We start from the raw sequence: 21062 nt of genomic DNA, 5'->3' as shown, positions 1-21062 counted from the left end.
CGTTCGTGTTCCGGCCATACTGACCAGCCCGGACGACCGGGGGCAACGGTTTGTTCCGAACACAGGCTTCGTGCAGGCCCTCTGCCGGCCTCGTACCGGCGTCCTACCGGCCCCGTTCCGGCCCCGTTCCGGCCCCGTTCCGGCCGCGTGCCGGCCGCGTGCCGGTGTTCCGGGCCGACGGCGGCCCTGCGTCAGGAGATCACGGCCGCGCGCACGCACAGCACGTCGGGCAGGTGGGACTTGAGCAGCGTCCAGCTGTCGCCCTCGTCGTGGCTGGCGTACACGTCACCGGTGCGGTTGCCGAAGTAGATGCCGGCCGGGTCGGCGTCGTCGGTGCGCAGGGCGTCGCGCAGCACGATGCCGTAGTGGTCCTCGCCGGGCAGGCCGTCGGCGAGCGGCTGCCAGCTGTCGCCGGCGTCCTCGGTGCGGAAGACCCGGCAGCGGCGGCCGGGCGGGATGCGGTCGCCGGAGCCGCCGAGCGGGAACAGGTAGGCGGTGTCGCCGCGGCGCGGGTGCGCGGCGATCGCGAAGCCGAATTCGGCGGGCAGCCCGTCGACGATCGTCCGCCAGCTCGCGCCCCAGTCGTCGCTGCGGTACACGCCGCCGTGGTTCTGCAGGTAGAGGCGGTCGGGGTGGACCGGGTCCGGGGCGATCTTGTGGACGCACTGGCCGAACTCCGGGTACTGGCTCTCCTCGGGGAAGAACTCGGCGCGCAGACCGGTGTTGGACGGCTCCCAGCTCTCGCCGCCGTCCTTGCTGCGGTAGACGCCGCCGCTGGAGACGGCGACCAGGAGCCGCTGCGGGTCGCGCGGGTCGGTGAGGATGGTGTGCAGGCCCTGGCCGCCGTAGCCGGCGCCCCACTGGGAGCGCTGCGGGTGGTCCCACAGGGCCCGGACGAGGGCGAAGGTCTCGCCCGCGTCCTCGGAGCGGAACAGCGCGGCCGGCTCGGTGCCCGCGTACACGACGCCGGGCGCCTCGGGCCCGGCGGGCTGGAGCTGCCAGACCCTGGTGAGCGAGGCGCCGGTGCCCTCGGGGAAGCGGATCGCGGGCTCGGCGGGCTCCTTCCAGCTGGTGCCGAGGTCGTCGGAGCGCCACACCGACGGGCCCCAGTGGCTGCTGTCGGCGCCCACCAGCAGCCGGGCGCGGCCCTCGCGGCGGTCCACGGAGACGGAGTAGATCGCGTTCATCGGGAAGTGCGGCCCGCTGAACTCCCAGCTCAGCCGGTCGCGGCTGCGGCCGAGAAAGAGGCCCTTCTCGGTTCCGACGGCCAACAGCACCTCGGTCATGCCAACACACCACCTGGTCACGAGAAACCGCCCCCCGGGACGTCCCCCGACTGCCAGTCTCCCGCCGTCCACCCGAGGTCACATCTCGCCGCGCCGAGCAGTGCCGGGCAGTGCCGAGCAGTGCCGAGCCGGTGACCTCGGGGGACGGCGGACGGGATCAGGCGCTCAGCCCCGGCAGCCCTCCAGGAGCCGCAGCCACACCTCGCTGATCGTCGGGTACGCGGGCACGGCGTGCCAGAGCCGGTCGATCGGCACCTCGCCGACCACCGCGACGGTCGCCGAGTGCAGCAGTTCGGCGACCGCGGGGCCGACCAGGCAGGCGCCGACCAGCACCTGACGATCCAGGTCGAACACCACCCGGGCCCGGCCGCGGTAGTCGTCGCCGTACAGCGAGGCCCCGGCCACGGCGCCGAGGTCGTGGTCGACGGCCTTGACCCGCAGCCCGGCCCGCTCGGCCGCCGCCAGGGTCAGGCCGACGGCGGCGACTTCCGGTTGCGTGAAGACGACCTGCGGCGCGCCGGCGCTGTCGGCCGACGCAGCGTGCGCGCCCCAGCGCGAGGTGTCCAGCTCACGCCCCTGGGCCCGAGCCGCGATGGCCGCGCCGGTGATCCGCGCCTGGTACTTGCCCTGGTGGGTGAGCAGCGCCCGGTGGTTGACGTCCCCGGCGGCGTAGAGCCACTCGCCGGGCACACCGAGCACCGTGCAGCTGTCGTCCACCTCCAGCCAGTCGCCCGGCTTCAGCCCGACCTGCTCCAGGCCGATGTCCGCGGTCCGCGGGGCCCGCCCGGTCGCGTACAGCACCTCGTCGACGCTCAGCCGCTCGCCGTCCGAGAGCGTCAGCACGACCGGTCCGGAGTCGTCCGCCCGTTCCAGCGCGGTGACCTCCACCCCGAACCGGACGTCCACCCCGGCCTCGCGCAGGCCGTCGCCGACGAGCTCGCCCGCGAACGGCTCCATCCGCGGCAGCAGCCCGCCGCCGCGCACCAGCAGGACGACCTCCGCACCCAGCGCCCGCCACGCCGTCGCCATCTCCACGCCGACCACCCCGCCGCCGACCACCGCGAGCCGCCCGGGGACGGCGGGGGCCCCGGTGGCCTCCCGGTTGGTCCACGCCCGGGCCTCCGCCAGCCCCGGCACCCCGGCCGGCAGCACCGGGCGGCTGCCGGTGCACACGGCGACGGCGTGCCGGGCGGTCAGCACCCGCTCGCCGCCGTCCTCCGCCTCGACCGTCACGGTCCGTGCGCCGGCCAGCCGGCCGTGGCCGCGCACCAGCTCGATGCCGGTGTCGCGCAGCCACTTCACCTGGCCGTCGTCCCGCCAGTGCGAGGTGAAGGAGTCCCGCCGGGCCAGCACCGCGGCCGCGTCGAGCCGCCCGTCGCCGACGGCCTCGCGCGAGCCGGCCACCGCGCGGGCGTCGGCGAGCGCCGCCGCCGGGCGCAGCAGTGCCTTGCTCGGCATGCAGGCCCAGTACGAGCACTCGCCGCCGACCAGTTCGGCCTCGACGATCACCGTGCGCAGTCCGGCCGCGACCGTCCGGTCGGCCACGTTCTCGCCGGTCGGCCCGGCGCCCAGGACGATGACGTCGAACTCCTCGGGCGTGGTGGTCATGCGCGGTCCTCCGTCGTGTCGATGGTCACCCCGGCGCCGGGGGTCCGTCTGCAGACTCCCGCCTGCCGGGCGGCGTTGGGGCACGCGCCTCGCCGCGTTGTCGTCGGTCGCCGATGTCCCCCAGCCTGACGGCCGGGAGGTGCCCCCACCGCATGGACTCCCTCCTCCGCCTTGCGATGCACGCACCCCAACGCCGCCCGGCCCGCCCTTCGGGCGGACGACGGGAGTCTGCAGACGGACCCCAAGGCCAGCGTGACGGGCGTGCGCTCGCAGATGTCGAGCAGTCGGGCGCGCTGCGCTTCGTCGAGCGCCCCGGAGAGCGCGACCCTGCGGGTGATCCGCCCGCGCGCTCCGTTCGTCTCGTACCCGAGCCTGACCCGGACCGCGTCCAGCGGCCACTCCTTGCGCTCGGCGTACATCCGCAGGGTGATCGCCGTGCACGAGCCGAGCGAGGCAAGGAGGAGGGCGAACGGTTCCGGGCCGCTGTCCGAGCCGCCGCGCCGCGCCGGCTCGTCGGCGGTCAGCGGGTGGGTGCCGGCCTTGACGTCGACGTGGTACGGCGCGTCTGTGGCGCTCCCGGTGACGACGGTGGTGGTGACCCGCTTGAACTCCGGCTCGGTGGTGGTGCCGGCGGGCTGTTCGCTCATGGGCGGTGCTCGCTCTCCGTTCGGGTCCGGTCTCCCTGCCGGACCGGCGCCGGACCGCGTGCCCGGCGCCGTGCCCATCCTGCGCCGACGCCCGCCGTCCGCGCAGGCGAACACGCGGACGGCGGGCGATCGAGCAGACGGTCGAGCAGGTGGACGCGCGGCGCCGGGGGCGGCCCGGAGCGCCGCTCAGAGCGCCGCGAGTTCCGCCAGCACCGTGGCCGTGTCGGCCGGCCGGGAGAACATCGGCCAGTGCCCGGTGGGCAGTTCGCGCAGCTCCCAGTTCGGCCCGTCCAGCCCCGCGAACCACGGGTGGCCCGCCTCGATCATCGCGCGCACCTGGGCGAGCGGGAACGAGCAGGCCACCAGCGCCTGCGGCAGCGCGGCCCCGGCGCCGGTGAGCCGGAGCCGGTCCAGGTAGGCGCCGACGGGGTGCGGGGTGGTCCGCGCGCCGATCCGGGCGAGCATCGCCTCGTCCAGGCCCTCCGTGCTCGCACCGTGCTCGGCGATGGCGGCCCAGGACGGCATCGGCAGCCGGCCGTCGACCACCGAGGCGTCGGCCCAGGCGCGGTAGTCGGGCTGCCACAGGTCGTACACCGAACTGCCGTCGACCATCGGCCCGCTGTCCAGGTAGACCACCCGGCGCACGCGTTCCGGCATCCGGTCGGCGATCCCGCCGACCGGGGCGCAGGCGCCGCTGTGCGCGACCAGCACCACGTCGTGCAGGTCCTCCCGAACCAGCAGGCCGGCCAGGTCGGCGATGTGGTCCTCCAGCCCGAAGTCGCCCTTCTCCCCGGTGCGTTCGGCGAGCCCGGGCAGGCTCACCGCGTACACCGCGTGCCCGGCCGCGCGCAGCGGCGCCGCGACCTCGTCCCACGCCCAGGCACCGAGCCAGAAACCGGGGACCAGTACGAACGTGCTCATGGTGGATCGCTCCTTCGCGTCGGCGGGAACCCGGGGGCCTGCCCCCGTCGCCGACGACTCTAGGATCGAATCCGGACAGAACCCGCCCGGATAAGATCGGGGGAACCGATGGACCACCCGGTCAGTCGCGTCCTCGCTCTGCTCGAACTGCTCCAGGACCACCCGGGCCTTACCGCCGCCGAACTCGCCGCCCGCCTGGACGTCGACGAGCGCACCGTCCGCCGCTACACCGCCCGCCTGGCCGACCTCGGCATTCCCGTGCGCGCCGACCGCGGCCGCTACGGCGGCTACCGCCTGCTGCCCGGCTACCGCCTCCCTCCCCTCATGCTCACCGCCGACGAGGCCGCCTCCGTCGTGCTGGGCCTCCTGGCCGGGCGCAGCACGGGCCTGACGGTGGGGGAGCGGGCCGCCGGGACGGCGCTCGCGAAGATCCGGCGGGTGCTGCCGCCCGCCCTGCGCGAGCGGATCGACGCCGTCGAGCAGACCCTCGGCCTGAGCGCCGCGCCCGCCGCCGGGCCGGGTCCGGCGGCCGCCGCACTGTTCACGCTGGCCGACGCGGCCCGCTGCCGGCGCCGGGTGCTGCTCGTCTACCGGGACCGCGAGGACCGGCCCAGCGAGCGGGAGTTCGACCCGTACGGCCTGGTCTTCCACTCGGGCCGCTGGTACACCACCGGGCTCGACCACCGCAGCGGCGAGGAGCGGACGTTCCGCCTGGACCGGATCGTACGGGCCGAGCCGCGCGGGACCGGGTTCGAGCCGCCGGCCGACGTCGACCCGGTGCAGCGCGTCGTCGAGTCGCTGGCGGGGGTGCCGTGGACGCACCGGGTGGAGGTGGAGCTCGGGATGGCGCTCGAAGAGGCGCGCAAGCGCCTGCCGCGCGCCGTCGGGACGGTCACCGAGCTGGCCGAGGGGCGCGTGCTGCTGCGCGCCCGGGCGCAGAACCTGGACGGCGTCGCCGTGCTGCTCGCGGGCCTCGGCCGCCCGTTCACCGTCCGCACACCGGACGCGCTGCGCGACGAAGTGCGGGCGCTGGCGGCCCGGCTGGCAGCGTGGGGCGGGGGCGCGGCGGGCCGGGCCCCCCGCCCCCCCCCGGGGTGTTGGGCAAGGGCGCGCCGGCGCCCGGCCCCCCCGCGCCCGCACCCCGGCGCCGCGCCGCCCCGTTGGGGGGGGGCGGCGGCCCGGGCTCCCCGGGGGGGGCGGCCCCGGGCCCCCCCCCGCCCGCCCCCCGCCCGGGAGTTGATCAGCAGGTCACGCCGTGCCCTGCGCCGCCTGCTCCTCGGCGACCTTGCGCTTCACCTCGGCCATGTCCAGCTTCCTGGCCTGGCCGATCAGGTCCTCGAACACCGCCTCCGGCAGTGCGCCGGCCTGCGAGAAGACGAGCACGCCCTCGCGGATGATCGCCAGCGTCGGGATCGACTGGATCCCGAACGCGGACGCCAGCTCCTGCTGGGCCTCGGTGTCCACCTTGGCGAACACGAGGTCCTGGTGGCGCTCGGCGGCCTTCTCGTACACCGGGGCGAACTGGCGGCACGGCCCGCACCACCCGGCCCAGAAGTCGATGAAGACGAAGTCCTTGCCCTCGGGGCCGGGGACGATGTCGTCGAAGTTCTCCTTGGTCAGCTCGACCGTGTTGCTCATCTCGCGATTCCTTCCCTTCCGGAGGAGGCGGTTCGGACCTGTGCACGCCACAACGGCACGCCGGCACGGCCTATTCCACCGCCCCTTTCACCGTTCTCTTCCACCGTCCTCCCCGGTGTGGCGCCCCGGTGAGCAGCGCGCCGCCACCGTCCGTACAGAAGGGTGTCCACTCCGCCCCCGACCACGGGAGCCCACCATGCGCAGCAACCCCCGCACGCGGCGGGCCGCGCTGCTCGCCGCCTCCGGCCTCGCCGTGACCGCCCTCGTGGCCGGCTGCGGGTCCTCCGGCTCCGGTTCGAGCGCCAAGCCCAGCACCCCGAGCACCCCGAGCGCGCCGGCCGCGCCGAGCACCCCGGCCCCGGGCACACCGGCCCCGAGCCAGCCCCCGGCCGCCGGCGGCACGACCCTGCAGACCGCGACGGACCCCAAGCTCGGGACGATCATCACCGACGGCTCCGGCTTCACGCTCTACCGCTTCGACAAGGACGAGAGCAGCCCGCCGGACTCGTACTGCAACACCGGCTGCTCCTCGCTCTGGCCGCCCGAGCAGTCCACCGGAAACGTCACCGTCAAGGGCATCGACAGCAAGCTCGTCGGCTCCTTCACCCGCGACGACGGCACCAAGCAGGTCACCGTCAACGGCTGGCCGGTCTACCGGTACGCACCGGACACCAAGCCCGGTGACACGATGGGCCAGGGCTTCGGCGGCATCTGGCACGCGCTGACCCCGACCGGCGACAAGGCGGGCGTCACGACCGGCACCACCCCGATGCCGAGCGCCCCGGCGACCCCGAAGCCCACCGCGCCGAGCAGCGGCTACTGACCCGTGACGATGTGACTCGCTCGGGAGGCAGGGGTGCGCAACGATGAAGTGGTGACCGAGGAGCACCCCCGCGGTGAGGCCGCCGCACGCGGGCCGGGGGCGTCGGACGAGGAGCTGATGCGCGCCCTGTACCGCGAGCACGCCGGTCCGCTCTACGGCTTCGTGCTCCACCTGGTCGCCGGCGACCGCCAGCGCGCCGAGGACGTCGTGCAGGAGACGCTCGTCCGGGCCTGGCGCAACATCCACCGGCTCGACCCGGCGGCCCGCTCGCTGCGCCCCTGGCTGGTCACGGTCGCGCGGCGGATCGTCATCGACGACCACCGCAGCGCGCTCGCCCGGCCCCGCGAGGTGGACGCCGCGCCGCTGGAGCTGATGCCCGCCGACGACGAACTCGACCGGGCCCTGCGGATGATGACCATCGCGGACGCCCTCGGCGACCTCTCGCCCGCCCACCGGGAGATCATCGTCGAGACCTATCTCAAGGGCCGCACCGCCAAGGAGGCGGCCGCCGAACTCGGCATCCCGGCCGGGACCGTCCGGTCGCGGGTGTTCTACGCACTGCGCTCGCTCAGGCTCGCACTGGAGGAACGGGGAGTGACATCGTGACCGACCGCCCCGACCCCGCCCCCGGCGGAGCCGACCACGTCGACACCGGCGCGTACGTCCTCGGCCTGCTGGAGCCCGCCGAGCGCGCCGCGTTCGAGGAGCACCTGGCCGGGTGCCCGCAGTGCGCGGCGCAGGTCGCGGAGCTCGGCCCGGTCGAGCCCGTGCTGGCCGAGTACGCGGCCTCGGCCGCGGCGCTCGGCCTCGGTCCGGCCGGGCCGGCCCCGGGCCCCGACCCCGCCCTCCTGGACCGGCTGGTCGCCGAGGTCTCGGCCGGCCGGCGACGGGGCCGGGTGCGGCGGCTGGTGCTGGCGCTGGCCGCGAGCGCGATGGTGGCCGCGGGCCCGGTGGTCACGGCTGCGGTGGTCAGCGGCAGCGCCACGCCCGCGGTGGTCGCCGTCGCGCAGCAGTTCTCCGCGACCGACCCGCAGACCGGTGCCCAGGCCGTCGTCGGAGTGGACGGCGTCACCTGGGGCAGCCGGGTGAGTCTCCAACTGTCCAATGTCCAGGGCCCGTTGACGTGCACCCTGGTCGCGGTCTCGCACGGTGGGGAGCGCCAGACGGTCACCACCTGGAACGTTCCGGCGGACGGCTACGGCGAGCCGGACAGCGGGGACACGCTGCACACCGGTGGGGGCACCGCGTTCCAGCCGGGCCAGATCGACCACTTCGAGGTGCGTGTCCAGGGCACCGGCGCCGTGCTCGTCTCCGTCCCGGCCCACCGGGCCTGAGTCCGTCGCACGTCAGGCCCGCCACGGTTCGGGTCCGCCGCGATTCGGGCCCGTCCTGATTCAGGCCCGCCGAGGCCAGTGCGGGCTGGGCGTGCCCTCGTCGGTCATGTGCGAGCGCCGCCAGATCCCGCGCCAGGCGCGCGGCGCGGACGGCAGGAGCTCCCGGTGCCGCTGCCCGCACGCGCCGCACGGCCGGAGCACCAGCGCGCACGCCGGGCACACCTCGGCCGCGCCGTGCCCGGTCGGGACCGCCACCGCCGCCCCCTCGTCCCCGCAGGCCGGGCACCCGGGCAACTCGGCACCGTCCAGCAGCGCGTTCTGCCGGCGGACGTAGTCGGGCAGCCGCAGCGCCGGATGGCGGAACGGGTCGTCGTACCAGGCCTCGTTCCCGACGCTGTCGTACCTCCGCAGCCACCACGGCCGCGGAGCCGGCACGGACCTGCGCCCGGCCCGCTTCTGCGCCCGGCGCTGCGCCGCGAACTCCGCCGCCCGCGCGAGCCACAGTGTCCGCGCCTCGTGCAGTTCCTCGACCGCGCGGACGAGCGCGTCCGGATCCGCCTCCAGTCGTCGCGGGATCCGGGCGCTCAGCGTGAGGTGGTGGTAGGTCGCCCTGAACCCGTACGGCGCGAAGCAGGTGACGCACGTGCGCAGCGCCGCGTGCCGCCGCCGGACGGGGAGCCGGGCGTCGTGCACGAGGGCCCGGTGGGTGTGGAAGCTGGTCACGTCCTCGGTCCTCGGTTTTCGGTGTTCAGTCCTCCGTCACCGGGTCGGGTATCCGCGCGAGCGCGGCGGCGATCCCGGCGGCGTGCTCCGGGAGGTACCGCTCGGCCCAGCGCCCGGCGAGCCCGACGAAGTCGCGCAGGTCCTGCTCGGCGCGCACGACCAGGGCGCGGAGCTCGTCGACGGGCACCTCGATGACCGGGCTGTCCTGCTTGAGGCCCATGTCGACGGTCAGCCGGACGACGTCGCCGAGGCGCTGGGCCAGCGGGGTCGGGCCGTGGCCGAAGCCGCCGGTGCCCTCGCCGTCGAGCACCTCCAGCCACTCGCGCCACTCTTCGAGGCCGTTGCAGCAGCCGGGGTCGAAGACCGTCCCGGTGGCGGTGTCGGTGACGCGGAAGCCGCCGGGTGCGTACGGGTACGGGCTGTTGAGCAGGCCGAACAGGAACGCGGCGACCGGGTCGTCCGCCTCGTCCGGGTCGGGGGCGTCGCCCTCCCAGGGCGTGGTGCCGTCGGCGATGCTCGCGAGCGCCGTGCCGACGTCGGCGGGCGCCGTCCGGCCGTCCACGACGATGAACCCGTAGGGCGTGGACGTGCCGATCGGCCACAGGTCGAAGTCGTCGAGGGCGGCGGTTTCCAGCACGGGCTGCATCAGGATCACCCCGGCATGATGGCGAATCGGCGGTCCGCCGTGCCACGGCTTTTCGCGGCCGCGCCACGGCTTTTCGCGGCCGCGCCACGGCCGGGCACCGTCACCCGGCGTCGGCGGCGATGTGCGCGAGCACCCGCCCGCACCGCCGGGCGAAGGCCTGCTGGGCGAGCGGCAGGACGGGCCCGGCCAGGCGGGCGTACAGGGCCACCGGGCGGCTGAACGCGGTGACCGTGAACCAGACCGCCCCGTCCGGCCCCAGCTCCACCCGGAACGTCTCCTCGCCGCTGGCCAGGTGGCCGCTGCGGGTGCCGTACGTGAGGCCGTAGCGGTCCGGGCCGGTCTCGGTGCGCAGGACCCGGTTCGGGGCGCCCGCGCGCAGCGGGCCGACGCCGATCGCGCACCGCACGGCGAGGCCGGGCACGGCGTCGGCGTCCGTGTCGATCCGTACACCGGCCAGGCGGTGCATGCGCCAGCCGAGGATCGCGGCGCCGGCCACCTCCAGGGCGGCCCGGCCGTGGCCGATCCGCACGCGGTGCGTCAAGTGGTTGTACCCGTCGGGCAGTTGACCGGTCGAGCTGGCGCCGGCTTCGGGGTAGCTGAGGTCGTCCACGGGAGGCCCTCGTTCATCGGTGGGTGGTGAGCGGGAGGTCGGTGCGCAGCGGCGGTGGTGTCTCCGCCTGCAGCCGGCGCCAGGCGAGCAGCGAGCACAGGGCGAAGCCCAGCGCGTTGCCGACGCCGTGGGTGGCGGCCATCCAGGTGAGCGTGGGGTGGGGCAGCCCGGACGCCTGGCCGAGGGCCCACCACAGGGCGAGCAGCATCGTGAGCGCGAGGACCGCCGAGGACACGGCGAGCAGGCGGGCGGTGACCGGGTCGGCCGTGCGGGTGCGCAGTTCGCGCCAGGTGAGGAGGCCGACGAGCCACATGCCGGTGGTGAGCACGACGGCGCCGGCGAACTGCACCCAGGCGCCGAGGAAGTAGCCGGCCAGCACCAGCAGCGTGCCCGCCGGGACGCTGAGCGCGGCGGCGCGGGCCGCCACGGAGTCCGGCGCGGCGGCCCGGCAGACGAGCCCGGCGACCAGGGCGGCGGTGAACCCGGCGAAGTGGAAGTGCGGGACGGTCAGTGCCAGGACGTGCGGCTCGAAGCCGAACAGCGGGTACCCGGCGCGCTCGGCGACCAGGGCCGTCCCGGCCACCGAGGGCGTGGCGAGCGCCATCAGGACGGCGATCTCGCGCGGTGCGAGCGAACGCGTGCGGGCCAGCCGCAGCGGCGCGTGGGCGGCGACGGCGAGCGTGCCGAGCAGGTACAGCACGGCGCACCCGGCCGCGAACCCGCCGCGCGGGAGCCAGAGCGACAGGGCCCCGGGGACGGCGGCGAGCGGCCAGAGCCGGCGGACGCGGGCGAGCCCGGGCCCGCCGATCAGGCCGAGGCCGAGCGGGACGACCACGCCCATGCCGAGCAGGATCACCAGGTCGACCAGCTCGGTCGTGCCCCTCCCCATCCCTGACATCCCCGTCCCGGACAACCGGGCACCTCCTTGAACGTGTTCAAACCTGCTCGCAGCCGCGACTCTACGCCGTCGACTTGAACGTGTTCAACTCGTCCCCCCGGATCGCTCCGGACCGCTCCGGCCGGGTGCGGACCGCTCTGGCCTGGTGCGGACGCCGGGTGCGGCGCACTCTGGAGGAGTAACCGATGGAGGTGATCCGCCATGCAGACTCTGGTCGGTTGGCACATCGAGATGGAGTTCCGCGAGGAGGGCCCGCGGACGACCGCCGCCGCCCTGCTCCGGCTGAGCGACGGCAGCGAGGTGCGCGCCCACGGCTACAGCAGCCGCCACCCCTCGGACCCGGAACAGCTGCGGGTCGGCGAGGAGATCGCAGGGGCCCGGGCGCTCAACGACCTCGCGTCGCAGCTCCTGACCAAGGCCCACGGCGAGATCCAGGACGTCAGCCCGATCCCGACCCACCCGCTGACGTGACCGGCCCCGGCGGCGGCCCGGGTCCCCGCGGAGACGCGCGGGGGCACGCCCGGGAAGGCGAACGGGATCCGAACCGGCCGCGCATCCCGCTGATCTGTCCGCGCTGCGGGCACGAGCAGCGGGTCGTGCCGGGCGGTCCCGAGCGGGCGGTCCGGGTCGTGCACGTGGCGACCGGCCGGGAGGCCTGCGAGCCCGGGGACCTGGCCCGGGCGCCCGATGCGGGGGACTGAACCCGGGCCCTCGCGAGGGGGCGGCTGAAGGCGTGTCCGCCGCGGGTTCAGTTGGGCGCGGGTTCAGTTAGGGCAGTACGTCGTCGGCAGCTGCCACTCCGGCCCGACCAGCCGCTGCTCCAGCTCGTCGATCGTGATCCGGATGCCGACCGTCCCCGCGAGTCCGACCCGGAAGCGGCTGCGGGCCAGTACGAGCAGGGCCGTCAGGCCGTACTTGTTGATCAGCGAGGTGCGGTAGCGCGCGGTGGAGTCCGCGTCGCAGACCCGCGCGCGGGCCGGGATCCGGCGGCCGGTCGGGCGCCCGTGGGCGTCGCAGGGGCCTACCAGCACCCTGGGGTGGTGCCGGATCCGCTCGGCCGCGCCCGAGTGGGCCGGCGTCCAGACCCCGAGGGCCGGGCCGTCGGCGACCACCCAGATCTGCGACTCCAGGCGGCTGCCGTCGTCGCCGAACGTGGTGAGCAGCAGGTGCCTGCTGTCGGAGAGCTGCTCGGTGCGGTCGTGCACGATGTCCTCCCGCTGGCGTGGGGGACCGGGGGCCGGACCGGTGACGGCGGCCCGCGGACATCTCGCGGTACCCGTCATTCTCGTCGATCGGGGCCGCCGCTTCGAGGGGGCGGGGGCTGCCCGGGTGCACCGGGCGCCCGGTCGGCGCGGAACGGCGAAAAGGACGGCGAACGGCCCGCCCGGAAAACGGCGAACGGCCCGCCCGGTGCCGTGAGACACCGGACGGGCCGCGTACGCACCCGGAGTTCCGCCCGTCGGGGCCGGGGGTCAGTGCGCCAGCACCGGCACCTCGACGGCCTCCTCGGCACCGGCGGCCGAGCCGCTCGTCGCGCCGGGACGGCCCGCGTTGACGAAGATGAAGGCCACGGCCGAGGCCGTCACCAGGATCCCGAAGGACACCCAGATCGCGGTCGAGAAGCCGTGCACCATGCCCTGGAACTGCAGCACCTTGGCGGCGGCCGGGTCGGCCGCGGCGGCGGCGGTCATGTGCGAGGCCAGCCAGCCCGTGGTGGCGCTGGCCGCGATGGTGTTCAGCAGCGCGGTGCCGATCGCGCCGCCGACCTGCTGCGAGGTGTTGACCATCGCCGAGGCCACGCCCGCGTCGCGCGGCTGCACGCCGTGCGTGGCGAGGCTCATGGCCGGCATGAACGCGGTGCCCATGCCGAGGCCCATCAGGATCAGGCCGGGCAGGATGTGGACCGGGTAGGAGGAGTCCAGGCCGATCTGGGTCAGGATCAGCATGCCGATCGAGGCGACCAGGAAGCCGGGCGCCATCAGGAAGCGCGCCGGGACCCGGGTCATCAGCCGGGCGCCGATCTGGGTCGAGCCGGTGATCATGCCCGCCACCATCGGCAGGAACGCGACGCCGGTCAGGACCGGGCTGTAGCCCAGCACGATCTGCAGGTAGTAGGTCAGGAACAGGAACAGGCCGAACATGCCGATCACGGCCATGCCGAGCGACAGGTAGACCCCGCCGCGGTTGCGGTCGAGCACCACGCGCAGCGGCAGCAGCGGGGCCTTCACCCGGCGCTCGACCACGACGAACGCGGTCAGCAGCAGGGCGGCGGCGACGAACAGGCCCAGCGTGCTGCCGGCCGTCCAGCCGCTCGTCTCGGCGCGGGTGAAGCCGTAGACCAGGGAGACCAGGCCGGTGGTCACCAGCAGCACGCCCGGGACGTCCAGGCGGTTGCGGTTGCGGCCCTCGGCGGGCTCGCGGATCACCAGGACGGCGCCCGCGGCGGCGATGATCGCGAACGGGATGTTGACGAAGAAGGTCCAGCGCCAGTTCATGTACTCGGTCAGCAGGCCGCCGAGGATCAGACCGATGGCGCCGCCCCCGCCGGCGATCGCGCCGTAGATGCCGAAGGCCTTGGCGCGCTCCTTGGCCTCGGTGAAGGTCACCGCGAGCAGGGACAGCGCGGCGGGCGCGAGCAGCGCGCCGAACGCGCCCTGGAGGGCGCGGGCGCCGAGCAGCATCGCGGTGTTGGCCGCGGCGCCGCCGAGCGCGGAGGCGAGGGCGAAGCCGGTCAGGCCGACGATGAAGGTGCGCTTGCGGCCCCACAGGTCGGCGATCCGGCCGCCGAACAGCAGGAGGCCGCCGAAGGCCAGCGCGTAGGCGGTGATGACCCACTGGCGGTTGCCGTCGGATATGCCGAGGTCGCGCTGGGCGGACGGCAGGGCGATGTTCACGATGGTCGCGTCGAGGACGACCATCAGCTGGGCGAGGCCGATGAAGATCAGCGCCTTCCAGCGCCTGGGATCGGGCAGCGTCGCCGGGCGGGCGTCGGTTTCGGGCATGGCGGTACTCACTTCACGGGTGCGTGCGGGGCGGGAGAGGGGTCGACGGGCTTACGGCGCGCGAGAGTCGGCGCCGTACGCGGGCATGCCGGGGTCAGGCCTCGCGGCCTGGGGGCTCCGGTCGGTCGGGGGCGTGGGGCTCTGGGGGTCGGAACGGATCAGTGGTGGGCGGCCTGGAAGTCCTCGAAGGTGGCGGGCCGGCCGGGCAGGACCGAACGGGCGGGTGCCCGCAGGCCGTCCAGGAAGAGCTGGAGGTGCCGGTGCACGAAGTCGTCGAGCATCCGGCAGGAGGTGTTCGGCAGGGGACGGGAGAGCTGGGCGATCGCGATGAACAGGTCACCGTGGTCGACGTCCGGCCGCAGCTCGCCCGCCGCGCGGGCCCGCTCCAGCAGGCCGCCGACGGCCGCGCGCATCCGGTCGCGGATCTCGACGACGTCCGGGTCGAACGGGTCCACCCGGGTGCCGAAGACCGTGCACAGCGCGCCGACCTTCTCCTCGACGGTCGCGTGCGCGAACCGCTGGAGCGCGTCGAACGGGCCGGTGCCGCCGTCCGCCTCGGCCGCCGCCGTCTCGGCGAGGGCCAGGATGCGGCCCTTGACGAGCAGCGCGACGGCCTTGATCAGCGACGTGCGGTCCGGGAAGTTCCGGTACAGCGTGGCGTTGCCGACCCCCGCCCGCTTCGCGATCTCGTCCAGCGGCACCTCGGCACCGTGCTCGACGAACGCGTCCCGGGCCGCCAGCACGATCCGCTCCCGGTTCCGGGTGGCATCGGCACGCAACTTGGGCGCCCGGACGCTCTCCGCGGAACGGGCCGGCTTGGTGGCGGCGGTGGTCACGACGACTGCTCCTCATCAGGATACCGGGGAACTTCTCCCCGCTTCTGCCTACGAGAGTCCAAACGGGGATTCCGTCCCCGGATATTTCAGCCTGCAATGTGACCTGTGTCACATGTCAGGGTGGAGTGGCGGGGAGCGCTCCGGCACGGGGTCCTCGCGACCCGGTGCGCTGAACGCGGCCGTGTCGGGCCGGGCGGGGGTACGTCCGTCGGCCTAGGCTGTGGGCGTCCCGGGCGGCCGGTGGGCCGCGGGTGTCGGGAGGGGCCCGGCGGCCGGGTGGTGGCGAGGAGGTCCGCGATGGGCAGCGGTGAGACCGCCCGGGTGCGCTGCGTGGCGGCCGTTCCGTGCTGGGTGAGCCTGACGGCCCGGGACCTGGGGGACGCGCAGGCGTTCTACGGGCCGCTGCTGGGCTGGGAGTTCGAGCCCGGGCCGGACCGCTTCGGCCCCTACGTGCACGCGGTGGTCGGCGGCGAGGCGGTGGCCGGGCTGGGTGTCGCGGGCGGCGGCTGGGCGATCCCGGTCGCGTGGACGAGCTACTTCGGGACGGAGAGCGCCGACGCCGCCGCCGACGCGGTGCGCGAGCGCGGGGCCACGCTGGCCGTCGGGCCGCTGGCCTTCGACGTCGGGCGGATCGCGTTCGCCGCGGACCCGGCCGGCGCCGCGTTCGGCATCTGGGAGGGCCCGCCGGGCCGGGCCCGGCGGCTGGACCTGCCGGGCGCCCCGGTCTGGATCGAGCTGCGCACCCCGGACCCGTTCGCCGCGGCCCTGTTCTACGGCGAGGTGTTCCGCTGGGACGGCCGCGACCCGGAGCGGTTCGACGTGCGCTGGGAGCACGACCGGGTGGTGCTGCGGGCGGAGGGCCACAGCGTCGCGGCGCTCGCCAAGGAGCAGGCGGGCGGCCCGGCGGGTGCGCCGCCGCACTGGGAGGTGTCGTTCTCCGTCGAGGACACCGACCGGGCGATCGTGATGGCCGAAGAGCTGGGCGGTTCGGCGCTCGGCCCCGCCTTCGACTCCCCGTACGGGCGGGTGGCCCGCCTCCAGGACCCGGCGGGCGGCCGGTTCGCGGTGATCAGCCCGAAGGGCTAGCCGGGCCGGCCTCGGCGATCGCCAGGTGGTCGTGGATGCAGCCGAAGACCAGCGCCCCGCCGTCGGGCACGTCGTGCTGGACGACCGGGAAGAGGTGCTCCTCCTCGGCGGCGCAGTGGGTGAACAGCAGGTCGGTGAGCGTCGCCAGCAGGTCGGTGCGCTCGGCGGTGCCGTCGGGCGCGGACTCGATCCGGGTGAGCAGCTCGGCGACCGCCCGGTGGTCGGCGGTGAACTCGCCGAGGATGTCCGGCCTGCGCATGGCACGCCCGCCTCTCGCACGGAAACGTCCCCCTGGCTACCTCCAGTGTCCGGCATCCGCTGGCGTGGACGGCGAATCCGCAGGTCATCGGCCTCCTAGGGGTGGTCGCGGCGCCCGGTGAGGGCGAGCAGGCGGGTCTGGGGGTCCGCGTCGTCCGGGACGGGGACGGGCGGGGCGAACGCGCCGGTGCCCGACAGGTCGCCGTAGCCGCCGATCGCGGCGAGGGCGAAGTCGACGAGGCCGGCGGGCAGCCGGGTCGGGTGGCCGACGCCCTCGGCGAGGTCCCAGGCGTGGATGACGAGGTCGGTGGTGACCTGGTCCAGGTAGTACTGCCCGGAGACGTCCCCGAACGACAGGTGGACGGTGAGCCCGGTGGCGCCGGGGACGGCGAAGGCGTGCCTGGCGGCGTCGGCGGCGGCCGTCCACGCGGCGACCGGGTCGTCGCCGAGGACGTCGCCGTCGAAGCGGCCGCCGACCTCCGCGACGGTGGCGCCCATCAGCAGTTCGGGGATCCACAGTTGCTCGCCGGTGAGGTGGTTGACGAGGTCGCGGACGGACCAGTCGGTGCACGGGGTGGGGGCGTCCCACTGGCCGGGGCCGATCAGCCGGACCTGCTCGCCGAAGGCGGCGAGGGCCTCGGGGTAGGGCGTGCCGGGAATCGCGGCCAGTTCGTGGTGCGCGCTTTCAGCCATGCCTCCACCCTGCCCCGCGCAGGGCCGGGCCCGCGAGTTGTCGGCGCGCCGTCAGTTGTTCAAATTCGAACTCCAAGGTACGGTCGAGGAGCGGCCGGTTCAACGTTAAACAAAGCGGGGTGTCCGAGCTCGGCCGCATCACCACACCCGCCCCGCGACCGACCCCCCCATCGATGGAGACGCGCATGCCGAGCAGCAGCCCGAGCACGACCGCCCCCACCACTTCCGCCCGTTCGAACCGGGTGGCCTCCGGGCCGGCGGAGACCTCCCCGCACGCCTACGACGCCGGGCTCCTGCTCCTGCGCCTCGTGCTCGGCCTGACCATGGCCGCGCACGGCAGCCAGAAGCTGTTCGGCTGGTTCGGCGGCGGCGGGATCGACGGCACCGGCCAGTTCTTCACCGCGAGCGGCTACCCGGCGGGCAACGCCATGGCCGTCGTCGCGGGCCTCACCGAGACGGCGGGCGGCCTCGCGCTCGCGATCGGCCTGCTCACCCCGCTGGCCGGCGCCGCGATCCTCGGCACGATGGTCAACGCGATAGCCGTCACCTGGGGCGGCGGCTTCTTCCTGCCGAAGGGCAACGAGTACGAGCTGCTGCTCACGGCCGGCGCCGCCGCGCTCGCCCTGACCGGCCCCGGCCGCTACGCCGTGGACCGCTTCCTGCCGGTGGTGCGGGCGCACCGCCTGGCGTACGGCGCGGCCGCCGTCGTGGTCGGACTGGTGACCGCGGGCGCGATCCTGCTGCTCCGCAAGTAGGCATCAACTCCCTTGCAGTGAAGCCGTGGTGACGTATCGTCACCACGGCTTCGCCGTTCGCTCCGCGCCCGGTCACCCGCCGATCCGCACCAGCGCCAACGTGATGTTGTCCGGCCCGCCGGCCTCGATCGCGGCCCGCCACAGCTCGAACGCCGCCTTCCCGTCCGACCGGTCCGAGTCCCCTGCGGTCCGGGCCAGCAGGTCGGCGAGTTCCTCCTCGGGCACCGGGTCGGTCAGCCCGTCGCTGCACACCAGGTAGCGGTCGCCGGCGGCGAGCGGGGCCGTCCGCACGTGCGGTTCGACGAAGGTCAGGCCGAGCGAGCCGCCCAGCGTCTGGGTGACCATCGAGGTGGTGCGCCGGCCTGGCGGCAGCGGCGGGCTGTCGTCCACGCTCACCAGCCGCAGGCCGTCCGCGGTGACCCGGTAGACCCGGCTGTCGCCGACGTTGAACGCCACCGCCCGCTCGGGCAGCAGCACCAGGCCGGCCACCGTCGTGCCCATCGCGGCCAGCTCCGGCTCCTCGGCGGCGGCCGCGTAGACGGCGCGGTTGCACTCCTGGAGCTCCTCGCGGACCGCCTCCTCGTCGCCGAGCCCGGGACCGTCCGCGGCGAGCCGGCGGGCCACCAGCGCGCTCGCCACCTCGCCGCCGGGGTGGCCGCCGAGGCCGTCGGCGACCGCGACGACGCAGGGCGGGCCGAACGGGAAGAGCAGGGTCTGCGGGTTGGTGGTCACCGTGGCGCAGAGCGTCCACGGCCCGATCGTGAGGCTGTCCTCGTTGTGCTCGCGCACCAGGCCCTCGTGGCTCAGCGCGCTCACCGCGATGTACGGCGCCATCGGTTCGCCGCCCTTCGGGAGCTCTCATCCCATTGTCGGGGGGACCCGCGGCCCGGCGCGAAGCGGGAAGTGGACGCCCGAAGCAGGGCGCGGGACGCGGGAACCGCGACAGATCGAAGGTTCGACGACCGGCCCCGCGCCCGGGTGCGCGCCGCCCGCGCCGATCCTCCCGCTCTGCGGTGTAATCGTACGAATGATCAGATTCGCGCCTTCCTGACGGCGCCTTCCTGACGTCCCCCGGAGGGAACCGCCCATGCAGCCCGAGCCGCCCGAGCCGCAAGCCGTCCTGTCCCCGCTGACCGGCGCGGCCGTCTTCCTCGTGCTCACCGTGCACTCCGGCGGCGAGGACACCGTCCGCGCCCTCCTGCCCGACCTCGCCGGACTGCGCCGTTCGGTCGGCTTCCGCGCTCCCGAGGGTGGTCTGACCTGCGTCACCGGCATCGGCTCGGACGCCTGGGACCGGCTCTTCGCGGGCCCGAGGCCGGCCGGGCTGCACCCGTTCCGCGAGGTGGCCGGCGCCCGCCACCGCGCCCCGGCCACCCCCGGCGACCTCCTGCTGCACGTGCGGGCCGAGCGGACGGACCTGTGCTTCGAGCTCGCCGCCCGGCTCACCGAGCGCCTCGCGGGCGCGGCCGCCGTCGTCGACTCCGTCCAGGGCTTCCAGTACTTCGACGACCGCGACCTGCTCGGCTTCGTCGACGGCACCGAGAACCCCGAGGGCCGCGCCGCCGAGACCGCCGCGCTGGTCGGCGACGAGGACCCGGGCTTCGCCGGCGGCAGCTACGTCGTCGTCCAGAAGTACCTGCACGACCTCGACAAGTGGAACGCGCTGAGCACCGAGGAGCAGGAGGGGGCGGTCGGGCGCACCAAGCTCGGCGACATCGAGCTCGACGACGACGTCAAGCCCGCCGACTCGCACGTCGCGCTCACCGTCCTCACCGGGCCGGACGGCGGGGAGCGGAAGATCGTCCGCTTCAACATGCCGTTCGGCTCCTTCGAGCGCGGCGGCGAGTACGGCACCTACTTCATCGGCTACGCGCGCACCCCCGAGGTGACCGAGGAGATGCTGCGCAACATGTTCGTCGGCCGCCCGCCCGGCACCACCGACCGGCTGCTCGACTTCTCCACCGCCGTCACCGGCTCGCTGTTCTTCGTCCCGACCGCCGACTTCCTCGACACCCCTCCGCCCCCGCCGCCCGGGCCGGCCGCCGTCCCGGGGGACGGCTCGCTCGGCATCGGCAGCCTCAAGCGGACCCCCTGACAAGGACCTTCGCACCATGGACAACCTGCACCGGGACCTCGCCCCCGTCTCCGCCGCCGCCTGGGCCGAGATCGAGGAGGAGGCCCGCCAGACCTTCACCCTGCACGTCGCCGGCCGCCGCGCCGTCGACCTGCGCGGCCCCGACGGCGCCGGGCTGGCCGCCGTCGGCACCGGCCACCTCGCCGCGATCGACCCGCCCGCCGACGGCGTCCTGGCCCACGCCCGCGAGGCCCGGCCGGTGGTCGAGCTCCGCGTCCCGTTCACCGTCGCGCGCGAGGCCGTCGACGACGTCGAGCGCGGCGCCCGCGACTCCGACTGGCAGCCGGTCAAGGACGCCGCCCGCACCCTCGCCCTCGCCGAGGACCGCGCCGTCTTCGAGGGCTACCGGGCCGCCGCGATCGAGGGCATCCGCGCCGCCGCCACCAACCCGCCCGTCCCGCTCCCGGCCGACGTCCGCGACTACCCCAACGCCGTCAGCCGCGCCCTCACGGCGCTGCGCCTCGCGGGCGTCGGCGGCCCGTACTCGCTGCTCCTCGGCGCGGACGCGTTCACCGCCGTCAACGAGACCAGCGACCACGGCTACCCCGTCCACAACCACCTCGCCCGGCTCCTGGACGGCGAGATCATCTGGGCCCCCGCCATCGAGGGCGCCCTCCTGCTCTCCGCCCGCGGTGGCGACTTCGAACTCGTCCTCGGCCAGGACGTCTCGGTCGGCTACCTCTCCCACGACGCCGACTCCGTCCGGCTGTACCTCCAGGAGTCGCTCACCTTCCGCGTCCACACCGGCGAGGCCGCCGTGGCCCTGGGCGGACCGGCGCCGCAGGACGGCCCGAGGGCCCCGGGCCACCGTGAAGGGTACTGAGTTCCTTTACGAGGGGTACTGAGTGCCGTATTGTCGTCCCGGAGCCTCTGACGCCAGTCGAAGAGAGCCGACACGGCATGCCGGTCCAGGTGGCGCTTGCGGGCGCATGGCGCGGCCGGGCCGGGATTGGCACTCAGTACCCTCGGCATGACCTGAGGCCAAGGATCCAGTGCACCCGTGACAGGAGAACCGCTCATGACCTTGAGGATCGTCGTCTGTGTGAAGCACGTGCCGGACGCGACGGGTGACCGTCGTTTCGCGGACGACCACACCACCGACCGGGAGGGCGTGGACGGCCTCCTGTCGGAGCTGGACGAGTACGGCGTGGAGCAGGCGCTGCG

General features: G+C 75.0%; 23 protein-coding genes and 2 pseudogenes. 10 read left to right on the top strand and 15 right to left on the bottom strand.

Annotated features, from left to right (window positions below):
* Positions 1-191: 191 nt before the first annotated feature.
* The 4 genes from ACFV4G_RS07215 to ACFV4G_RS07200 all read right to left on the bottom strand — a co-directional run bounded on the left by ACFV4G_RS07215 (position 192) and on the right by ACFV4G_RS07200 (position 4462).
* The gene (locus tag ACFV4G_RS07215) at positions 192-1286 is read right to left on the bottom strand and encodes a WD40/YVTN/BNR-like repeat-containing protein (protein ID WP_380437399.1); all 1095 of its coding nucleotides are present in this window, start codon (positions 1284-1286) and stop codon (positions 192-194) included.
* Between the two features lie 165 nt (positions 1287-1451).
* Positions 1452-2894, bottom strand: coding sequence for a dihydrolipoyl dehydrogenase family protein (locus ACFV4G_RS07210; protein WP_380437397.1), 1443 nt, complete (start codon positions 2892-2894; stop codon positions 1452-1454).
* A complete protein-coding gene (locus tag ACFV4G_RS07205) occupies positions 2891-3541 on the bottom strand; it encodes an OsmC family protein (protein WP_380437395.1) in 651 nt (216 codons plus the stop codon). Before ACFV4G_RS07205 ends, ACFV4G_RS07210 begins: the two co-directional genes overlap by 4 nt.
* A 186-nt stretch (positions 3542-3727) precedes the next feature.
* Positions 3728-4462, bottom strand: a complete 735-nt coding sequence (locus ACFV4G_RS07200; protein ID WP_380437393.1) for an alpha/beta fold hydrolase — start codon at positions 4460-4462, stop codon at positions 3728-3730.
* Positions 4463-4570: 108 nt separating this feature from the next.
* Between ACFV4G_RS07200 and ACFV4G_RS07195 the strand changes: the two are divergent.
* Positions 4571-5449 (top strand): annotated as a pseudogene (locus tag ACFV4G_RS07195) (helix-turn-helix transcriptional regulator); the annotation flags it as partial.
* Positions 5450-5710: 261 nt separating this feature from the next.
* Here the strand turns inward: ACFV4G_RS07195 and ACFV4G_RS07190 are convergent.
* The gene (locus ACFV4G_RS07190; protein WP_380437568.1) at positions 5711-6100 is read right to left on the bottom strand and encodes a thioredoxin family protein; all 390 of its coding nucleotides are present in this window, start codon (positions 6098-6100) and stop codon (positions 5711-5713) included.
* 196 nt (positions 6101-6296) lie between these two features.
* Here ACFV4G_RS07190 and ACFV4G_RS07185 point away from each other — a divergent pair, with 196 nt between their 5' ends.
* From ACFV4G_RS07185 to ACFV4G_RS07175, 3 genes are read left to right on the top strand one after another with little or no spacing between them, the layout of a single operon-like run.
* Complete coding sequence (locus ACFV4G_RS07185) at positions 6297-6923, top strand: hypothetical protein (RefSeq protein ID WP_380437391.1); 627 nt, start codon at positions 6297-6299, stop codon at positions 6921-6923.
* 33 nt (positions 6924-6956) lie between these two features.
* Complete coding sequence (locus ACFV4G_RS07180; RefSeq protein ID WP_380437389.1) at positions 6957-7529, top strand: sigma-70 family RNA polymerase sigma factor; 573 nt, start codon at positions 6957-6959, stop codon at positions 7527-7529.
* Positions 7526-8257 (top strand): anti-sigma factor family protein, encoded by a 732-nt coding sequence (locus ACFV4G_RS07175; protein ID WP_380437387.1) that lies wholly within the window; start codon positions 7526-7528, stop codon positions 8255-8257. Before ACFV4G_RS07180 ends, ACFV4G_RS07175 begins: the two co-directional genes overlap by 4 nt.
* 60 nt (positions 8258-8317) lie before the next feature.
* Here the strand turns inward: ACFV4G_RS07175 and ACFV4G_RS07170 are convergent, their stop codons facing one another.
* The 4 genes from ACFV4G_RS07170 to ACFV4G_RS07155 all read right to left on the bottom strand — a co-directional run bounded on the left by ACFV4G_RS07170 (position 8318) and on the right by ACFV4G_RS07155 (position 11125).
* The gene (locus ACFV4G_RS07170) at positions 8318-8980 is read right to left on the bottom strand and encodes a hypothetical protein (protein ID WP_380437385.1); all 663 of its coding nucleotides are present in this window, start codon (positions 8978-8980) and stop codon (positions 8318-8320) included.
* A 25-nt stretch (positions 8981-9005) separates the two neighbouring features.
* Positions 9006-9626 (bottom strand): hypothetical protein, encoded by a 621-nt coding sequence (locus tag ACFV4G_RS07165; protein WP_380437566.1) that lies wholly within the window; start codon positions 9624-9626, stop codon positions 9006-9008.
* Between the two features lie 100 nt (positions 9627-9726).
* Positions 9727-10236: a DUF1990 family protein gene (locus ACFV4G_RS07160; RefSeq protein WP_380437383.1), complete on the bottom strand. Its 510-nt coding sequence runs from the start codon at positions 10234-10236 to the stop codon at positions 9727-9729.
* A 13-nt stretch (positions 10237-10249) separates the two neighbouring features.
* Positions 10250-11125 carry a YndJ family protein gene (locus tag ACFV4G_RS07155; protein WP_380437381.1) on the bottom strand — a complete coding sequence of 292 codons (876 nt, stop codon included), beginning with the start codon at positions 11123-11125 and terminating at the stop codon, positions 10250-10252.
* Positions 11126-11335: 210 nt separating this feature from the next.
* Between ACFV4G_RS07155 and ACFV4G_RS07150 the strand changes: the two genes are divergently transcribed.
* On the top strand, positions 11336-11605 hold the full coding sequence (locus tag ACFV4G_RS07150; RefSeq protein WP_380437379.1) for a DUF1876 domain-containing protein: 270 nt from the start codon (positions 11336-11338) through the stop codon (positions 11603-11605).
* Between the two features lie 293 nt (positions 11606-11898).
* Here ACFV4G_RS07150 and ACFV4G_RS07145 read toward each other — a convergent pair whose 3' ends face one another.
* The 3 genes from ACFV4G_RS07145 to ACFV4G_RS07135 form a co-directional block, all read right to left on the bottom strand.
* Entirely contained in the window at positions 11899-12339 is a 441-nt protein-coding gene (locus ACFV4G_RS07145) for a PPOX class F420-dependent oxidoreductase (RefSeq protein ID WP_380437377.1), read from the bottom strand.
* 267 nt (positions 12340-12606) lie between these two features.
* Positions 12607-14136, bottom strand: a complete 1530-nt coding sequence (locus tag ACFV4G_RS07140; RefSeq protein ID WP_380437375.1) for an MFS transporter — start codon at positions 14134-14136, stop codon at positions 12607-12609.
* A 158-nt stretch (positions 14137-14294) separates the two neighbouring features.
* Entirely contained in the window at positions 14295-14972 is a 678-nt protein-coding gene (locus ACFV4G_RS07135; protein ID WP_380437373.1) for a TetR/AcrR family transcriptional regulator, read from the bottom strand.
* A 297-nt stretch (positions 14973-15269) separates the two neighbouring features.
* On the opposite strand from ACFV4G_RS07135, the gene ACFV4G_RS07130 reads away from it, so the two are divergent.
* A complete protein-coding gene (locus ACFV4G_RS07130; RefSeq protein ID WP_380437371.1) occupies positions 15270-16058 on the top strand; it encodes a VOC family protein in 789 nt (262 codons plus the stop codon).
* On the opposite strand, the gene ACFV4G_RS07125 is transcribed toward ACFV4G_RS07130, so the two are convergent.
* On the bottom strand, positions 16042-16317 hold the full coding sequence (locus ACFV4G_RS07125; protein WP_380437369.1) for a hemerythrin domain-containing protein: 276 nt from the start codon (positions 16315-16317) through the stop codon (positions 16042-16044). The genes ACFV4G_RS07130 and ACFV4G_RS07125 overlap by 17 nt on opposite strands.
* Positions 16318-16412: 95 nt before the next feature.
* The gene (locus ACFV4G_RS07120) at positions 16413-17009 is read right to left on the bottom strand and encodes a TIGR03086 family metal-binding protein (RefSeq protein WP_380437367.1); all 597 of its coding nucleotides are present in this window, start codon (positions 17007-17009) and stop codon (positions 16413-16415) included.
* A 185-nt stretch (positions 17010-17194) separates the two neighbouring features.
* On the opposite strand from ACFV4G_RS07120, the gene ACFV4G_RS07115 reads away from it, so the two are divergent.
* A complete protein-coding gene (locus ACFV4G_RS07115; protein WP_380437365.1) occupies positions 17195-17764 on the top strand; it encodes a DoxX family protein in 570 nt (189 codons plus the stop codon).
* Positions 17765-17836: 72 nt separating this feature from the next.
* Here the strand turns inward: ACFV4G_RS07115 and ACFV4G_RS07110 are convergent, their stop codons facing one another.
* The gene (locus ACFV4G_RS07110) at positions 17837-18598 is read right to left on the bottom strand and encodes a PP2C family protein-serine/threonine phosphatase (protein WP_380437363.1); all 762 of its coding nucleotides are present in this window, start codon (positions 18596-18598) and stop codon (positions 17837-17839) included.
* Positions 18599-18851: 253 nt separating this feature from the next.
* Here ACFV4G_RS07110 and ACFV4G_RS07105 point away from each other — a divergent pair, with 253 nt between their 5' ends.
* From ACFV4G_RS07105 to ACFV4G_RS07095, 3 genes and pseudogenes are all read left to right on the top strand, one after another.
* Positions 18852-19859: a Dyp-type peroxidase gene (locus ACFV4G_RS07105; RefSeq protein ID WP_380437361.1), complete on the top strand. Its 1008-nt coding sequence runs from the start codon at positions 18852-18854 to the stop codon at positions 19857-19859.
* Positions 19860-19875: 16 nt separating this feature from the next.
* Positions 19876-20721 carry a family 1 encapsulin nanocompartment shell protein gene (locus tag ACFV4G_RS07100; RefSeq protein WP_380437359.1) on the top strand — a complete coding sequence of 282 codons (846 nt, stop codon included), beginning with the start codon at positions 19876-19878 and terminating at the stop codon, positions 20719-20721.
* A 195-nt stretch (positions 20722-20916) separates the two neighbouring features.
* A pseudogene (locus ACFV4G_RS07095) lies at positions 20917-21062 on the top strand (electron transfer flavoprotein subunit beta); the annotation flags it as partial.

Origin of the sequence: Kitasatospora sp. NPDC059747, assembly GCF_042732955.1 — a bacterium.
Lineage (GTDB): Bacteria > Actinomycetota > Actinomycetes > Streptomycetales > Streptomycetaceae > Kitasatospora.
This window is presented reverse-complemented; position numbering and strand designations above follow the sequence as displayed.

Coding starts and splice junctions, on each gene's coding strand:
- ACFV4G_RS07150 (WP_380437379.1), top strand. CDS start 11,336: ATGCAGACTCTGGTCGGTTGGCACATCGAGATGGAGTTCCGCGAGGAG.
- ACFV4G_RS07200 (WP_380437393.1), bottom strand. CDS start 4,462: ATGAGCACGTTCGTACTGGTCCCCGGTTTCTGGCTCGGTGCCTGGGCG.
- ACFV4G_RS07155 (WP_380437381.1), bottom strand. CDS start 11,125: ATGGGGAGGGGCACGACCGAGCTGGTCGACCTGGTGATCCTGCTCGGC.
- ACFV4G_RS07120 (WP_380437367.1), bottom strand. CDS start 17,009: ATGGCTGAAAGCGCGCACCACGAACTGGCCGCGATTCCCGGCACGCCC.
- ACFV4G_RS07115 (WP_380437365.1), top strand. CDS start 17,195: ATGCCGAGCAGCAGCCCGAGCACGACCGCCCCCACCACTTCCGCCCGT.
- ACFV4G_RS07110 (WP_380437363.1), bottom strand. CDS start 18,598: ATGGCGCCGTACATCGCGGTGAGCGCGCTGAGCCACGAGGGCCTGGTG.
- ACFV4G_RS07185 (WP_380437391.1), top strand. CDS start 6,297: ATGCGCAGCAACCCCCGCACGCGGCGGGCCGCGCTGCTCGCCGCCTCC.
- ACFV4G_RS07105 (WP_380437361.1), top strand. CDS start 18,852: ATGCAGCCCGAGCCGCCCGAGCCGCAAGCCGTCCTGTCCCCGCTGACC.
- ACFV4G_RS07210 (WP_380437397.1), bottom strand. CDS start 2,894: ATGACCACCACGCCCGAGGAGTTCGACGTCATCGTCCTGGGCGCCGGG.
- ACFV4G_RS07190 (WP_380437568.1), bottom strand. CDS start 6,100: ATGAGCAACACGGTCGAGCTGACCAAGGAGAACTTCGACGACATCGTC.
- ACFV4G_RS07215 (WP_380437399.1), bottom strand. CDS start 1,286: ATGACCGAGGTGCTGTTGGCCGTCGGAACCGAGAAGGGCCTCTTTCTC.
- ACFV4G_RS07130 (WP_380437371.1), top strand. CDS start 15,270: ATGGGCAGCGGTGAGACCGCCCGGGTGCGCTGCGTGGCGGCCGTTCCG.
- ACFV4G_RS07165 (WP_380437566.1), bottom strand. CDS start 9,626: ATGCAGCCCGTGCTGGAAACCGCCGCCCTCGACGACTTCGACCTGTGG.
- ACFV4G_RS07140 (WP_380437375.1), bottom strand. CDS start 14,136: ATGCCCGAAACCGACGCCCGCCCGGCGACGCTGCCCGATCCCAGGCGC.
- ACFV4G_RS07125 (WP_380437369.1), bottom strand. CDS start 16,317: ATGCGCAGGCCGGACATCCTCGGCGAGTTCACCGCCGACCACCGGGCG.
- ACFV4G_RS07205 (WP_380437395.1), bottom strand. CDS start 3,541: ATGAGCGAACAGCCCGCCGGCACCACCACCGAGCCGGAGTTCAAGCGG.
- ACFV4G_RS07100 (WP_380437359.1), top strand. CDS start 19,876: ATGGACAACCTGCACCGGGACCTCGCCCCCGTCTCCGCCGCCGCCTGG.